This window comes from uncultured Imperialibacter sp. (assembly GCF_963974565.1).
In the GTDB taxonomy this organism is placed as follows: Bacteria; Bacteroidota; Bacteroidia; order Cytophagales; family Cyclobacteriaceae; genus Imperialibacter; species Imperialibacter roseus.
This window is the reverse complement of sequence record NZ_CAXBCJ010000014.1, coordinates 60,832-77,478: the sequence shown is the minus strand read 5'-3', so window position 1 is coordinate 77,478 and position 16,647 is coordinate 60,832. Positions and strand designations below refer to the sequence as shown.

Annotated in this window: 7 protein-coding genes; 3 read left to right on the top strand and 4 right to left on the bottom strand. The window is 48.5% G+C overall.

Annotation, left to right across the window (positions count from 1 at the left end; all coding sequences use genetic code 11):
- The first annotated feature begins 130 nt into the window (after positions 1 to 130).
- The 3 genes from AAC052_RS18780 to AAC052_RS18770 are packed head-to-tail and all read left to right on the top strand — an operon-like array spanning position 131 to position 8,588.
- On the top strand, positions 131 to 5,467 hold the full coding sequence (locus AAC052_RS18780) for an Ig-like domain-containing protein (protein WP_339815008.1): 5,337 nt from the start codon (positions 131 to 133) through the stop codon (positions 5,465 to 5,467).
- Positions 5,468 to 6,382: a type IX secretion system membrane protein PorP/SprF gene (locus AAC052_RS18775; protein WP_317489729.1), complete on the top strand. Its 915-nt coding sequence runs from the start codon at positions 5,468 to 5,470 to the stop codon at positions 6,380 to 6,382. It begins immediately after the preceding gene.
- 1 nt (position 6,383) lies between these two features.
- Positions 6,384 to 8,588, top strand: a complete 2,205-nt coding sequence (locus AAC052_RS18770) for a carboxypeptidase regulatory-like domain-containing protein (RefSeq protein ID WP_339815007.1) — start codon at positions 6,384 to 6,386, stop codon at positions 8,586 to 8,588.
- A gap of 5 nt (positions 8,589 to 8,593) precedes the next feature.
- Here AAC052_RS18770 and AAC052_RS18765 read toward each other — a convergent pair whose 3' ends face one another.
- The 4 genes from AAC052_RS18765 to AAC052_RS18750 form a co-directional block, all read right to left on the bottom strand.
- A complete protein-coding gene (locus AAC052_RS18765; protein WP_317489727.1) occupies positions 8,594 to 8,932 on the bottom strand; it encodes an FKBP-type peptidyl-prolyl cis-trans isomerase in 339 nt (112 codons plus the stop codon).
- Positions 8,933 to 8,937: 5 nt separating this feature from the next.
- Positions 8,938 to 11,571 (bottom strand): GH116 family glycosyl hydrolase, encoded by a 2,634-nt coding sequence (locus tag AAC052_RS18760; RefSeq protein ID WP_339815006.1) that lies wholly within the window; start codon positions 11,569 to 11,571, stop codon positions 8,938 to 8,940.
- A gap of 122 nt (positions 11,572 to 11,693) precedes the next feature.
- Positions 11,694 to 12,656, bottom strand: a complete 963-nt coding sequence (locus AAC052_RS18755) for a D-2-hydroxyacid dehydrogenase (RefSeq protein WP_317489725.1) — start codon at positions 12,654 to 12,656, stop codon at positions 11,694 to 11,696.
- 87 nt (positions 12,657 to 12,743) lie between these two features.
- Complete coding sequence (locus AAC052_RS18750; RefSeq protein ID WP_339815004.1) at positions 12,744 to 16,637, bottom strand: PVC-type heme-binding CxxCH protein; 3,894 nt, start codon at positions 16,635 to 16,637, stop codon at positions 12,744 to 12,746.
- Positions 16,638 to 16,647 lie beyond the last annotated feature (10 nt).

The following is a 16,647-nucleotide window of genomic DNA, read 5'->3' as shown; positions in this document are numbered from 1 at the left end:
AGACTTCTGATTCTTTTCTGATTACTAACAAGAAGAAGCTGCAATAAAAAGGCTTCAAACTGTTGGTATATGAGCAGATTTCTGCACAGATCGAATTTACGGTAGTGGCAAGGTGTGAAGTGATAACTGAATGTTCCGCTATAAGATACTATTGACCTTGGCATTCTTTTTGGAATGCCTGACTGCACATGCTCAGTTTGGCCAAATCGAACTGCACGGAAACGATGCTGTGTTCGATCCAAATGGTGACGGCTATGTCTCCGCCACTACTGCTGGCTTCGACGCAAACGCTGGCTACACACCTGACCAGTTTGAATTTGCTATGTTTGGTTTGCCCAAAGTTGGAGATGGTGACGTGATTGGCGATGCGGCGGGCCCTTCATGCAGCAACACTGACTTGACTCCAGATTCGCAAGGCTACTCGGCTTATGCAATTCTCAAGGACGGCAACCTTATCTTTCGCTTTAGGGTAGCAAACAATAAGCAAAATGTTCCGGGTTATTCCGTGCTGATCGATACAGACGGGCTACTCGGCCCCTCCGATCCTGATTATGTGGAGGGATCAAGAAACCCTGGCTTTGAAATTGACATTACCTTAATAAGGGGGCCTTCCGCAGTCTCCCATGGCGTAAGGGTGTACGATATTGATGGAGGCAACAACAATTGCTCGGCTGTGTTGTCTTACCCAATTGGCACTTATCACCAAAGGGCTATTGGCGATATTGTTAGCTGCAATCAATATTCTTATTTCTACGATTTTTACGTCCCTTTCGCTGACCTGACCTCTCAGTTTGGTATTACCACAGCCACAGAAATCAGGTTTATTGCACTAACAAACAACAACGCTACCTGCGCCATGAGTGGCAACATTTCGGATATCGGCGGAGTGAATGACGAAGACTATGCGTCGCTATTTGATGCGATGACAGCATTGTCGGAGAACCAATGCCCTACCAACCTTGGCAATCTTTCCGAAGGAGGAGGAGGCTTTTTGGAAGGAGTAACAGAAAAGCCTGCTTTTGATACCCCAATCAGGGAAGGGGATGACTTTATCACAGGCACCGCTGAGCCAACGGCCACAGTAACTATAAAGCTTTATCAGGATGCGTCTGCCAGCACTCCTATTGATACCAAGACAGCTATTGCTGATGCCGAAGGACTATGGTCTATTACATTTGACGATTCGTTGGTAGGAGGCATGTTACTTTCTGCGGTCGCCCAACTGCCAGGCACTTGCGGTTCCAATACCAACAACACCGATCCTGACAATGAAGTAGTGTTGGTAGAAGTGGTGGTTGTACCCAACTACCCCCCTGTTTTGACGGCCAGCCTCACTGATGCCAGCTTCACAGAAGGAGATGCAGCCCTTATCATCGATCCGGCCATGGCGGTATCGTATCCTCCTGAAGCCGACTACCCTGTCGGAACCACCGTCATAGTTGACGCTCAGATAACTATCAGCGGTAATTATGTGAGTGGAGAAGATGTGCTTCAGTTTACAAACCTCCCCGAAATTACCGGCGTTTTCGATGGGGGCAGCGGTGTTTTAACGCTTACCTCATCCGAAAAGGTAACGCTTGAGAATTATGCGGCAGCCTTACGAAGCATTAAATACTTTAACGGCAGTCAAAACCCTTCTTCGGCCACAAGAACCGTACAATTCGTGATCGACGATGGTTATCCTGGTGGTGTGAGCAACACAGTTCAAGTCAACATTGCACTGGTGCCGGTAAATGACGCCCCGGTGACAGGAGGCAACAATCCAAATACCGTCACCTATCCATCCGGGGGTGGGACTATCCAGGCAAATCAATCCGTCACAGTTTCTGATGTTGACAATACCACGTTTGAAAAAGCAGAAATAAGGATCATCAACTTATTAGACGGCGCTTTCGAAGAACTCCAGTTCACTGACATCAACGGCATCATCAACGCAACCAGTTTCTCCGGCGGAATTTTGACAATTGAGGGAACCGCCTCAATAACGGCCTATCAAACCGCACTTCGGGAGGTTGTCTACGTCAACACAGCTCCCGTAATAAACCAAGTCGCCCGACAGCTATCCTTCAGGGTCTTCGACGGCCTTGCATGGAGCAACACCTATTCAAACAGCTATATCAATTTCGATGGGTACAACAACCCGCCGGTAGTTTTGGACGAAGACGGCAACTCTGTAACTGAGCTTTTTTTTGAATTTGACGAAGACTCACCGATCGAAATTTGCCTCGACATACAGGATCCTGAGTCCGATTTAGTTGTAATCAATTCTAATACTCTTCCTGTCAATGGCCTGGGAGTAGTGACCAATCACCCATCAAATTCCCTTTGCCTGATTTACACCCCAAATGACGATGTGAGTGGTACCGATCAATTTACAGTAAATGTATGTGACCAACCGACGCCTGGTGTTGATGGCCAATGCATTGACATTACAATTCACATTACTATCAATCCTGTCAACGACCCACCGGTGGTTGTGGAGAAAACGGTAGATGTAAATGAAAAGGAAACCACGGGTATTTCATTCAACGTAACCGATCTGGAGTCCGATCCTCTCACTTTCACTTCCGCCACTTCCGCCAATGCCACGAGCACTATTACAGGCAATTTTTCTTTTGACTATACCCCAAACAGCGGCTTCCTTGGCAATGATGAGGTAACTGTGAAAGTGAGCGATTCGGGGGATGCAACATTGTTTGACGAAGGCATTATCACCATCAACGTGTTAGATGTTCCTGAAGAGCCCGTCATCCTCGGTGATGATGGAGTGGCTGGAGAAGACCTTAGCGTTACAACAAACAAAAATCAATACGTGGACTTTTGCTTCACTGCCAAAGATCCCGATGCCGGTGATATCATTTCGTTTGCCAGTGCTTCCCAGCTCACAACTGACGCTTCAACAGTTGAATACCTCTCTGGCTTTTCAGGGTCGCCTTCAGCAAACAGGACATTTTGCTTCAGGTTCACCCCCGAAACCGGCTTTGTTGGTCAATCAGAATGGACTTTGACAATCTGTGACGATAGCGATCCGGTCACTCCAAAGTGTGGTGAAATCAAAGTCATTGTCACTGTGAATCCATTTAATTATCCACCGGAGGTCTTGATCAATGGCAGTACTGACCTTACGGTAGAAGTGCCGGAAAAAACAACCTCCTCTATTTGCGTAGAGGTTAATGACCCGGAAGGTGACGATCACTATGTGACCAGTGGGTTGTCGGTGGGAAGCATCGGCACAATCGGCCTGGGGACGGCTCAGAGCTTGTGTTTCGATTATACTCCACCCACCGATTTCATTGGAGAAGATGAAGTAGAGGTAATAGTGTGCGACATACTCGACAATTCGGTATGTACAACGGCCTACATAACAGTAATTGTGGTTGATGTCAATGAACCGCCGGTTCCCGAGGTCAATTCGTTGCCTGTGGAGACACTAAACCTGACAACCCCGGAAGATGTACCTTTGTTGCTGTGCTTCGACGCTACCGACCCTGAAGGTGATAACATTTCTGTACAATCCGTGTCAAATACTTCAGGAGGAGGCACACTGGTGGCAGCTGAAGGCGAGGGTTTCTGCTTCACATTTTCACCAGCCGCCAATTTTTCCGGCACCTCAACATGGGACATAGAAATTTGTGATGATGCGTCTCCATCACTTTGTGGCACACTTCAGGCAATTATAGAGGTAACACCGGTCAACGACCCGGCCGTTCTCGTAACCCAGGAATTTGAGGTTAACGAGAAAATGACCACTCAAATATGCATTGAGGTAACCGATGTGGAAGGAAATACAAATTACCTGACCGGCGCAACGTCCACCGGCGCTATCGGAACCATTGCTAATGGGGCATTGGATGACTTGTGCTTCGACTACACGCCACCTGAGGGCTTTATTGGCGAAGATGAAATTGAGGTAACCATCTGCGACGAATCGGATAACTCAGTTTGCCTGGTGGCACCCGTAAAAATCACCGTTGTGGATGTGAACGAGCCGCCCGTTGAGCTGGTCAATGGCGTTCCGGCAGACACTTTGATCATCAGCACTCCCAAAAACATCCCCGTGGACTTCTGCTTTGACGTAGTCGACCCGGAAGGCAACAATGTGGCGCTTCAAAGCATTACCAACAAAGAGGGCGAGGGTTCTCTCGTAGCTAATAACACCGGTACTTTCTGCTTCACTTTCTCTCCCGTGAACGACTTCATCGGTCGTTCGGTATGGGATGTTGTGATTTGCGATGACGGGGTGCCTTCTTTATGTGGCAGCCTCATAGCTATTATCGACGTTACCCCCGAAAACACCCCTCCAACTGTGGTAAGCAAAACAGTAGATGTGCCAGAAAATGTGACGACACCAATTTGCATTGAAGTAACTGATGAAGAAGGCAATACACATGTATTTACTTCAGGCACTTCGGTAAGCTCAATCGGGTCAGTGAACAACAGAGTTGCGAATGATCTTTGCTTTGACTACACCCCGCCTCAGGACTTTATCGGCGAAGATATTGTGGAAGTCACTATTTGTGACACGGCCGATGCTTCGATTTGTGGCACTGGGCTGATTACAATAAATGTTATAGAAATTAACAATCCTCCTTTGGGTTTGGTTAATGGCGCTCCTGCCGACACGTTAAGGGTGTCCACACTGGAAGACATAGCAGTCAACTTTTGTTTCGAGGCCCTGGATCCGGACGGAGATCAGATTTCCCTCAATCGGCTCGACAACATCAGCGGCGGTGGTGCGCTGACCAGGTCTGGCGCTAATACATTCTGTTTTGATTACATGCCCTCAACTGACTACAATGGGACAGCCTATTGGGAAATAGAAATATGCGACGATAGAAACCCTGCTCTTTGCGGAAAGCTCGTCATTGAGATAGCAATTGCGCCAGTAAACGATGTTCCCCTGGCCAACAGAGATACGCTAAGAGTACTGCGAAATCAAGACTTCTCTATCAACATTCTGGAGAACGATATTGACGTGGAGGGTGATGATATTCTCCTGAGCACAACCCCTGTAGTAGAGCCGGGCAACGGAAGCCTGACTATGTTCCAGGATGGTTCAGTATCATACCGATCAAACTCAACATTTATGGGTATTGATTCGCTTGTTTATCAAATCAGTGATACGGCCGAGCCAAACAACTTTAGCCAGGGTGTAGCTGTGTTTATCGTCGAAGACCTCCCGTTCACTGTGTATGAAGCGGTTTCCCCTAACGGAGACGGTATTAACGACTACTGGCGGATTGAGGGGATTGATTTCTACATCAACAACCAGGTCAGGATATTCGACCGATTCAACAACATAGTTTTTGAAACAACCAGTTACGACAATAACGAACGGGTATGGACGGGCCAATCGAACAAAGGGCTTGGAGGTGACAAGCTCGCCGACGGCACCTATTTCTACGTGATCTCCCTTGGCCAGTCGGGTAAAACTTACAGTGGATTTGTAGTTCTGAAGAATAATTGATTGAGAAAAGTCATCTATATACTCGGTTCCCTGCTGTGGTCATCTGGATCATTGCAAGCGCAGCAGGCGGCCTCCTATGCACAATATATGTTCAATGGATTGGCCATTAACCCTGCTTATGCAGGCAGCCATGAAGTGCTTAGCGCCACGGTCATTTCCCGGTTTCAAAATGTTGGGCTGGAAGGCGCCCCCAATACCCAGACTTTTTCAGGGCACGCTCCGTTGTTTAACAAAAACGTCGCCCTGGGAGCGCTCTTCATTCACGACAAATTTGGTGTAATCAGTCAAACGGGCGCACACCTTGCTTACGCTTACAGGATAAAGTTCGGCGACAGAAAATACCTGTCAATGGGAGCCCAGGCTGGGCTGATTTCCTACAGAGCCAATTACAGCCAGCTAAATCAGTTCCAATCATCTGATCCGGTATTTCAGGAAGATATCAGACAAATGCGCCCCAATTTTGGACTAGGAGCATTTTTTACAGATGAGAAGTATTATATAGGTCTCTCAATGCCACACCTCGTCAACAACGTCTTTGACAGGGGCACAGACTTAAAGACTGTGTACCAAAATTTTCCTATCATTTTAACGGGAGGTTATATGCTAACACTTACCAACCAGATAAAATTTAAGCCCAATTTTTTGTTTAAAATGTTAGACCAAAGACCTATTGAGCTTGATGTGAATGCCAATTTTTTACTCGACGAAATTCTCTGGGCAGGATTGTCTTACAAAGTTGGAAACGCATTGGATCTCATCGTGCAGGTGCAGGTGACTGACCAGCTGAGTGTCGGGTATTCTTATGCCATCACTACTAGTCCAATCAGGTCGGTGGAGCTGGGATCTCATGAAATGTTACTCAATTATCGATTTAAGTATAGAAAATATGGCGTAATCACGCCACGATACTTCTAACATGAAGCACCTAGCCATCACCATCGTTTTGATGAGCTGCCTGACGCAATTAATGGCACAAGGCGCCAACATCTCTTCACTGTTTAAAAGCAACATGTCTAAGGCTGATGAAGCCTTTCACTACCTCGACTACCGAACAGCGCAATATTACTATTTGAAGGAGCTTGACAAAGTTCCTGACAATAAGCAGGCACAGCTAAGAGTGGCGGAATGCTACATGAAGCTGGACGATTCGTCATCTGCCGAATCATGGCTGGCAGCACTCGTTGACAGTGCGGGCACCGAGCCGAAAGTGAAGCTATTATATGCCGAAGTATTGAGAAAGAATGGAAACTATTCGGAAGCAAAAAAATGGTATCAGCGAATTCTGGAAAATCACGGAAATATGATGGGAAGTGAGCTTAAGCTAGCCTTTCTCAAGAATATTGACTACTACCAAAGGAACCCTGAACTGTACGAAATAAACAGTCTGGCAATTAATTCACCGCAGTCTGAGTTCTCACCACAACTCAAAGGAACCCAGCTGATCTTCGTCTCTTCCAGAAAACAAGAGACAATGATCCAATACCAGCCCTCCACCGCCCACAACGACGACGAGGTGATGCTCAAATACTTTGAAGTACCGCTCGACTCTATCGAAATATTAGAAAGCGTCCACCCCCTGGCATACGGAGACCTGCTGAAATCAAAGTTTCATGATGGCCCCTTGTGGTTTTACAGTGAGAAAAAAAAGGTCGCCTTTACAAGAAATAACCCTAAAAACACCTCCGTAAAAAACGGTGCCAGGCTCATCAATCTTGAAATCTTTTTTGCCGACTGCAATGCGGACGGCACCTGGGACAACGTCCAGGCATTTCCGTTCAATAGCGAAGATTACTCAGTAGGCCATCCTACCCTGAATGCCAATGGTACGAGCATCTACTTCGCCTCCAACATGCCGGGTGGATTTGGAAAGTCCGACATCTATGTCTCGCATTTGAAAGACGGGAAATGGTCAGCTCCTGAAAACCTGGGGCCGGAAGTCAACACGGCAGAAGAAGAGTTTTACCCCTACATGCACAACGATTCCACACTTTTCTTTGCCTCAACAGGCCTCGGGGGATTTGGAGGTCTTGACGTTTATATCAGTTACAGACAACATGGTTCGTTTACCAACGCCGTAAACATGGGGGCACCACTCAATTCCGCCCACGATGACTTCTCGATTCTGATTGACGACAGCGGTAGAAAGGGATATATAGCCTCCAACCGTCCGGAGGGTGCTGGCCTCGACGATCTTTATGCCTTTACAACCAACTACTACTTTGTTACTGGCAGTGTGTACGAACTTGTTGACAGTGCCAAAACAGTTTCAGGTGCCAGCATCTCAATCTCTAATGCCGAAGACGAGCAAACGACCAATATTACTGCCGATGAGAACGGAGAGTTCAAAATTGATTTGTTTTATGATAAAAACTACACGTTCTCAGTAAAAAAGGATGGATATTCTCAACTGGAATCACTTGTATACTCGACCTACGACAAAGGAATTGGCTACGACAGCATCAAACTGAAACTCTGGAAGAATGAATTGTTTGTAAAGGGAAAAATTTACAGCAACGAGTCGCAGTCGGTCATTGAAGGTGCTCTGGTGACAATAACGAACACTGCCACAGGCACCCAGCAATCAGTACAAACGGATACTGAGGGAGTATATGCGTTTTTGGTCTATCCGAACGAAAAATACAGAATAGATGCCACCAATGAAGGCTTCCTTCCCGAAGGATATAAACTGAAAACAGATAATATCTACTATGGCGAGCTCCTCAACGACCTGGTGCTCGAAGAAGTTTTTGTTGATAAGACCACAGTATTCTTTGACGTTGACAAATACCGGTTCAGCACTGAAGCTTACCCAGAGCTTGCTGACATACTGAAAACGCTCAAGCGATTTCCTAAATCAACACTTAATGTGACAGCCCATGCCGACTCCCGGGGAACGGTAGAATACAACCAAAAGCTGTCCGATCGCAGGGTTGCCACCGTACTCGACTATTTTGCTGCGAATGGTGTCAACAAATCCCGAATGAAGGGCAAAGGATTTGGTGAGTCTCTTTTGCTGAACACTTGTTCTGATGGAGTAGATTGCGGCGAAGACGACCATTCGAAAAACAGACGAGCAGAGATCAAAGTACAAATGACAGCTCCTCCTAATGAAGTGCAATAAAGACACTACCAGCAATCACACCCTGGCCCACAGTCCTTATTTTCTTTCAACCCTTCAGGTCTTCCATTTGCGATCTCATTATCGGTAGCTTTTCGTACACCTTCAACCACCACCTCAAAAAAATAGGACACCAATGAGCTGCCGAGCTCTGTAGAGAAGCTAAGGTTAGCCACGTCACCGGGTGCCATTCCCGACAGGTTGGATTCGAGCTCCGGCAAGATGTCTCCTGAACCATATAGAAATTCAACGGGCCTGCCGCTCATTCTGTCCTCCAGCAGCACTCCCTGATCATCTTTCATGGTGTAACGCAGGGAAATAATATGTTCCTTCTGAACAGTCAACATCTTTATTAGGCCAGAGTAACTTCTTTGCCCGATACCATCACCTTATCCACTGAAATTTCCCCATAAACTACATCCAAAGACGGCTGACCACCCTTTAGAGTAACAGTACCAAAGCCGTTCTCCGTCGAAAGGAAGCTGGTAAAGTCACCTATTCTGGAATCTACATAAAGCGTTTTGTCGACAGCATCATAGCGCACGCCTGTCAACCCTTGCAACATGCCGTAGCTTGAGAGTGCCCTGGCGTACCAACTTCCACATTCATATTCGTTGAAAGGATTCCTCACCCGGCCATCGTACCGATCCCGGCACGTGCGAACAATCTCAAGCCCCTCCTCCACGGCACCCATTTCCATCAGGTGAGCGGCCACCTGGTATTCGATACCTGTCCATACCTCATCGCTGTAGACAAAAGGCAGTGAAAGCTTTCCTCCCTTTGGCCACGAGCAGAGCAACAGCCCCCCATCGTTTCCCAGAGCAAAGGTGGGCCGCTGGGGATTGGCATGGTCGCTTAGGTTGTCTTTTAGATTGTATTTATGCACCGCCAGCAAATGGCTCTTTAGCTTGCCAGGATCAATAGGGTCATCGAGCCCGCACACCCTGGCAATCCATGCACCCAGTACACCATCCGAAAGGCAGCCATTTCCATATTGATACTTCGGCCCCTCCTCTTCCAGCAGTTGTCTGGCCTCATCAGAGTATTGGCCTCCCATACTGATCGCTGAAGCTTCAATAGGGTTCGGGGCCTTAAGCCCATCCACCTTTATTTTTTGAATGAAATATTCCCCATCGTACAGCTCACTTTCCATAAAGGCCTTCCCCTGACCGGCCAGTTGTTCATACTTTCCAACATCTTTGCCCAGGAACTTACCCATAGCCACCAGCGCATTGAGCGCTCCCACATAAAAGCTCATGTGCATGCCATCCGGCCCCCAGAATTCAATATCGTAGGTGTTGTGATGTGGCTCTTCCAGTATCCCCTTTTCCGATGGATCCCACGTACGAATACAAAAGTCCATACTAGACTTCACCAGCGGGAACATTTTGCCAACCCACACATTGTCTCCGCTAATGCGCCACTCTCTGTACACTTTCATAATGCCTCCAAGCTGGCCATCAGCTGCCGCATGGAAATTATGATCATTTACTCTGATAGGTGATGTTGCCCGAAAATTCTGATGACCCTGAGCATTTTGATTTTCAAAGAATTCCGTGTGCCTGAGGCTTCTTTCCAGCGCTGGAAAAAGATGTGGTATGGCCTGTGCGTAGTTCCACACATGGGTGCAAGAACCGTGGCAGCAGCCCCACGAATCGCCACAACCTTCGAAATTCCAGAGACGGCCATCGAATTGCCTTTGCACTGTAGGCGATTTGAGAATGGACAGGTTTGCTGCCACTGCCTCAACCACCTCTGGCGGCAATGTGCTGGCATAAAAAGCCTTTGTGAACAAATCGGACTTTCTGTACAGGTCATCGTAGTTATCTTTCCAATAGCTGCTCACCTCATTTACACTTGAGAACCTGCTACCGTACCACGGCTTGAAAAACTTTGCATCAAAATTCTTATCGTATTTATCCAGCTCATCAGGTGAATCAGCGCATCCATCTTCGGGCAAACAGTCTTCCGCACGAATGCCCATTTTCCCAAACGACTGGTCGCTGTCAGGGCTGTACCATGCCATCATTACCTTGATCGTCTTTTCCTGCCCTGCTGCGAGGGAAAAAGGAACGTACAATGAAGCACCGGGAGCACCCAATTCTACGGGCTTCACCGGCCTCACTTCAGCATTTTTTATCGTGTTCCAGGCGATAGTCAAAGGATCCCACCAGCCTCCACGAAACCAGCAATGATCAACAACTGTCGCAGCGTCGTTTGTAAAAATCGCAAAATCACACTTTTTGGAAGGCTCCTCCTTTGTACCAGCTTCCGACAACACAAACCCATTGGTGATGGGCTTCACTGTGTTGGTACCCTTGTCGACCTTCAGGAAATTCTTTGAGTTAAACGAGAATACAGCTTCTACCGCACCAGGGCCTGTGTTCTTAAGCTTGTATTCAATGGCGCCAATTGGCAGACTGGAGTTGTCATCATCGCCGGGAATAAAAGGGCTCCAGCCAGTGATCTGAACCTTCAGTGGCAAATCGTCATCTTCAAGTTCAATACCCGCAAATGGAAATCGGGTTTCAAAAGTAGCCTTCTTGAAGTGCGGCAACCCCGTAATTGCTCCACCAAGACCATTGCCTGCATCCCTCAGCCCAAACTTTTTCCAGTCAGGAACCGGGCCTTCCAACACTTTGGCTCCTTTGTCCATTCCTTTAATAGAAATGGCTGCAAACATGCCCGGCTCATTGAATATATCAGGCTTGTTCCTCACCGACACATGCGAAATAGCACCTGCGCCTTCCAGGCAAAACATACCAGCCCCCATGCCCCCAATGGGCATGGCTATTCGTTTCAAATAGTCGTCCCTGTATTTGCCATTGTAGGCCCTGGTTGATCGCTCGCCAATGGGCTTGTTGTTTTCGGCTATCCCTTTCCTCTCGTTGGGGGCACACGACATTTCGGCTGAGAGCAGGCCAGCGCCTACGCCCCCCATTCCGAGGTTCTTTAAAAATCGACGACGATCGGCTTTAGTTTTCATAGTAGGTATAGGTAGGTCAGTTAAAAATTCTCCTTTTCAACACCAAAATTTACACATTTGAAAAAACAGATCACATGATCCAGTGCTTAATATTCACTCTTCCAGCCAATTAGAAAGATTGTTCAACTTTTTAAATAACCCTGGTTGACTACATGAATCGGATTTCCCTTTAGTGCCTCCTGAATATTTTCCACCGTAGTAGCCATCATTCTTTTCCTGGCTTCGAAACTCAACCAGGCATTGTGAGGGGTAATCAGGCAGTTTTCCAGGCCTACAAGTGGATGCCCTTTTGGTGGCGGCTCCTTGCTAAGCACATCCAATGCAGCCCCGGCAATAACACCCTTCTGCAAAGCGTTGGCAAGAGCCTCTTCGTCGATCAGCTGGCCCCTGCTCGTATTAATGAGAAAAGCCTTTGGCTTCATGGTTGCAATCAGTTGTTCATTGATAAACTTCTCGTTTTCGCTGGTTAGTGGGCAATGGACTGATATGAAATCGCTTTCCTTAAAAAGCTCTCCGACAGTTCGTGATTTCCAGCCTACCTTTTTGGGGCTTCTGTTGTGGTAAATGACTTTCATCCCAAACGCTTCTGCCATTCTCGCTACCTGCTCGCCAATTCTTCCCAAACCCACAATGCCTATCGTTTTATCCAAAAGCTCAATCAATGGGCCGCTTGTGAAACACCAATCTTTAGCCTCCGACCATTCACCTTTGCTTACTCTCCGAGAGTTTTGCCCCACCCGGTTTGTAAGCTCAAGAATCAGTGCGAAAGTATGCTGGGCCACTGAATGCGTCCCGTAAATGGGGACATTGCAAACGGGCACTCCAGCCTTTCCGGCCGCCTCCACGTCCACAATATTGTAGCCAGTGGCCGTTACAGCAACTAGCTTCAAATGTGAACAAGCTTTTATGGTCTCGGCTGTCACCGGCGTTTTGTTGGTGACAATGACATGAGCCTCTTTGCACCGCTGAATCATTTCCTGCGGCGACGTTCGATCATAGTATTTCACTTCACCCAACTGATGAAGTGCATCCCAGCTAAGGTCTCCGGGATTTAGGGTATATCCATCGGTAATGACTATCTGCATAACTTTTTCTTCTATTGACGGAGATCTACCAGCTCCGACATTCCTTTATGTATACCAAAAATGACTAATGTGCCCAAAAGAAAAAGATCACTCGGCACTGGGAGCTATCTGCTGTGATGTTCTCAGGTAGCCCACCAAATCGATGACCTCTTTATCGGTCAAGGTCTTGAACAATCCCGGCGGCATCATCGAATTGGCCGATTCCTCCCTCGACTGAATGTCGGACTTATTGATCACTACTGCATCCTGCCCCACAACCCTAAGGGTTAGTTGCCGCTCATTTTCCGCATTCACGTTGCCTGAGTAGGTGCGACCGTCCCTGGTAGTGATGACCACCATTTTGTAGTCATCCTGAATCTCCCCGCTGGGGTCGAGCACATTGCTCAGCAGATAATCCAGATTGGCCCGGTTGGAACCTGTCAACTCTGGACCAATGATGCCTCCTTCGCCGTACATTTTGTGACAGGCACCGCAGGTGCGCTGAAACATCATTTTACCATTGGCAACATTGGCTCCTCCAATCGCTTTTTCAGTCAATAAGCTTGTGTATTTCTTATAATCGGCGGCAATGTCGGAGCCTAATTCATCGATGGGGCCCCACACTTCGACAAACCCACTTCCAACCACACGCCTGAGCTGGCGAGCGACATAAGCCGGGACGTCGGGTTTGGGGATGACTTCATTTTTCAAAGCCTGGGTGAGCGACCATCCATATTCAGGCCTGGAGGCCAGCGTTTGCACAGCCTCCAGCTTCTCCTGCCTGTTGAAGCTTGCGTACTTATCGATGAGCAGCTGGCCCAATGAGTTGTCGTCAAAGGCAGCCACGGCCCTGATCACATCGATTCGCAAAGCCTCCTCATTCAATAAAGTCGGGATTTCCCGAACAAGCTCCTCCCGCTGCTGATCGGCGAGAGAATTCAACGCTTTCAGCCGCTGGTCAATCGGTGTGTTTTTGTTTTTCAGCGTGGCCAGGTATTGTTTGGCGGCCTCCGTGTCTCCATAGAACTGCGCTACCTCCAATGCCAGCTGCTTCACCTTCCCATCCCGGGAGCTCTGCAGGTTATCATACACTTTCTGCCAATTGGTCGGCGCACTCAAATCGGTGCGTCCCTCCAATCCATTGCGCATGCCCTCCAGCATACTCAGCGTTGTTTCAGGCTTCTTTCCAATGGCTGCGATAAGTTTCTCTGTGGCGTCTGCATCTACCACCCTTCTGGCAATGTACTCTGCCAGCATCGGGATTTTGCTTTTTGCTGCAAGCTGGAGTGCCCTGTCAGGATTTTCAGCTACGAGGGGCTCCGTACCAAACCAGATCATTTTTGGCAGGTTATGGTCTTCCACGTCTTCAGCGTGACTCATCAAAGCTTCGGCAACCGCCCACTTTTCCTCCGGCTGAATGCGCTGAAGCGCCGAGGCAAGGTAAAGCCTCACCACGGCCGATTTATCTTTTTCGGCCATGGCCACAAATTTCTCCACGGCCTGCACGGGCGCCTTGTCTTCGCTTAGCAATTGAACAGCCCAGCCACGCACGTATTCGTCCTTATCGCCCAGTGCATCTATTAGCTGAGCTTCGGTAAAGCCCCTGGTCACGTGCAAGGCCCACATCGCATTCAGGCGGAAGTAAGGATTTGGGTTGCTGGCGAAAATCTTTCTGAGCTGATCGTGCACCTCTTTTGGCAAAGGCGACTTCGCTGTCCTTCCTTGCAAAATCAGCCTGGCTCTTCTGGCATGCCATGAGCTCTTATTTGTTTGGAGTGCCACAAGCTGAGCATCGGTCATTTTGCTCAGGTCACTATATCGTCCATCCCAGTTTTCTGCCAGCGACTGCTCAGGCGCAATGCGGAAAATGCGGCCAGTTTCTTCATTGAGCACCTCCTTGCCGCAAATATCTGCGTCGTGCCAGTCGAGCACGTACAGCGCTCCTTCAGGCCCCAGCTCCATGCTGAACCCTACCCACTGCGCATTGTTGGCCATCAAAAACTCCTCACCATGGTGGCCAACGAACCCAGAGCCTTTGGGTTCGAGCACATCCGACAACACGGCATGCTCATGTATATTGGCCATGAACAGGCGGCCTTGCTGTTCCGCTGGAAAAGCGTCAGATTGGTATATTCTCAGGCCACCATGCGCCGAGCGGTGCCTGTGATCAGCAATCGTTTTTATGTCGTTGTAAACGTAGGGATTGAAATGCTGCCCCCCCTGGCGATGGTAAATACCTCCGGGAATCACATGCCAGAGGTGTGGTATAACGCAAGCACTGATAAACAGCTGCCCTTTGGCGTCAAAGTCGATGCCCCAGGGATTGCTGAACCCATGCGATACTACTTCGAATTTGTCCTTCGTAGGATGGTAGCGCCAAACGCCACCATTGATGTCAGTTCCCTCTCCTTCGAATATGTCTTCAGGAAAAGGATCATTGTGCTTGTAAACCCGTCCCTTTCCTTTGGCCAGCTTCACCTTCGATGGTGTGGCAAAGCCCTGCAAGCCATACAGCCAGCCATCGGGCCCCCAGTGAAAGCTGTTCAAAGTTTCGTGTCTGTCACGGATGCCCCAGCCTGTCAACCGAACTTCTATGTCATCCATTTCGGCTTTATCATCATGGTTTTTGTCAGGTACAAAGAGCAGGTTCGGCGGTGCACCAACAAATACGCCATCGAAACCAACGGCTATTGCCGAAGGAAATGCAATGCCTTCCAGAAACACCTTGCGACTGTCAGCGACGCCGTCGTGATCAGTATCTTCAAGTATCAGTATGCGGCTGTTTCCGGCTTTAGAAAAGCCATAGCCCCTCGACTCATAGTCTTTGTTTTCTGCAATCCACAGCCTCCCTTTGTCGTCCCAGCAAAAAGCCATTGGTTGCGACATCATAGGCTCGGCCGCCCACACGTTTACGTCGTAGCCATCTTTGACTGTCATGGCCTCCACTGCCTCTTCGGGCTTCAGGAATTTGGCATTTCTTCCCTCTTCCTGCGCTATGCCCCAAAGCACGGCTGTGGAGTACATATTATGATCACCAACGTAGTCTTGCCATGTTTCGGTCATTTCCACATCATTGAGTTCGCCGGTGTAGACAACAATCTCATGTTTGATGGTTTCTGTTTCGCCTTTAGCAATTGTCCAGTCGCCCATGCGGGCACGGGCCGGGCCAATACCTAGCTGGCCATCCACTCTCCATGTTTGTGGGAAGCCTTTGTTGTCTTTGTGATCGAGAATGGCCATGTGCGCCAGGTCATCACGACCAGCTACCTGCATGCCGGCGTCCACCCAGTATGCCCGCTGACCTTCGGCTTTTTCATTCTTCTGACGGGCGGCATTTACCACTTCCCCTTTGATACCCTCTACCCATGGCATCCGAAGGAATAGTCCGCCGTAGTCATACTCGCCAATAGTGACGTCTGTTTTGCCAAGTCCGTTCCATTCAAGGTCAAGCAGGAACTTACCTCCCGTTTCCCGCATCGACCAGTTTTGGGTTTCCGTAAGCACCGCATTACCCTGCTCATCAAGCAGGTCGTACACCGTTTGCCACTTCACCACCTTGCCTTCGCCTCCAGTCACTTCCGCAGACACTTTTCGCCAATAGTCCCCTTCGGGATGATGGAAGTAGTCCCGACCATTTACCCTGGTAAAGCCCCAGTAGAGCCCCGTTTGGTGCTTGTGGTGACCAGGGCTGTATTCCGTGAGCTGACCCTTGCCGTCGGGGGCTACAATGGGATGCAAGTAAGGGCGGAAATCGGGTCTTACATTTTGCGTAACGATAGGCTCGCTTTCTCCCGCCCGAAATATGGAAATGGTATTGGCTTGATTGTCCTGCACCACTTTTAAGATGGTGGAATCAGCAGTGGAAACAGTTGTGTCTTTTTGCTCCGTAGTTTTTGTTTGACAGCCTTCGAGCACCGTAAACGCAACGATCACAAAGGCAAATGATCGACAAAAAGGCGTCGCCAGACCCTGAATGCGGGTCTTCAATATTGAGTAGTTCATTGTAGGTAAT

Bases quoted from the DNA above. Each gene is read 5' to 3' on its own strand.
- AAC052_RS18750 (WP_339815004.1), bottom strand. From the start codon at position 16,637: ATGAACTACTCAATATTGAAGACCCGCATTCAGGGTCTGGCGACGCCT.
- AAC052_RS18765 (WP_317489727.1), bottom strand. From the start codon at position 8,932: ATGTTGACTGTTCAGAAGGAACATATTATTTCCCTGCGTTACACCATG.
- AAC052_RS18760 (WP_339815006.1), bottom strand. From the start codon at position 11,571: ATGAAAACTAAAGCCGATCGTCGTCGATTTTTAAAGAACCTCGGAATG.
- AAC052_RS18780 (WP_339815008.1), top strand. From the start codon at position 131: ATGTTCCGCTATAAGATACTATTGACCTTGGCATTCTTTTTGGAATGC.
- AAC052_RS18770 (WP_339815007.1), top strand. From the start codon at position 6,384: ATGAAGCACCTAGCCATCACCATCGTTTTGATGAGCTGCCTGACGCAA.
- AAC052_RS18755 (WP_317489725.1), bottom strand. From the start codon at position 12,656: ATGCAGATAGTCATTACCGATGGATATACCCTAAATCCCGGAGACCTT.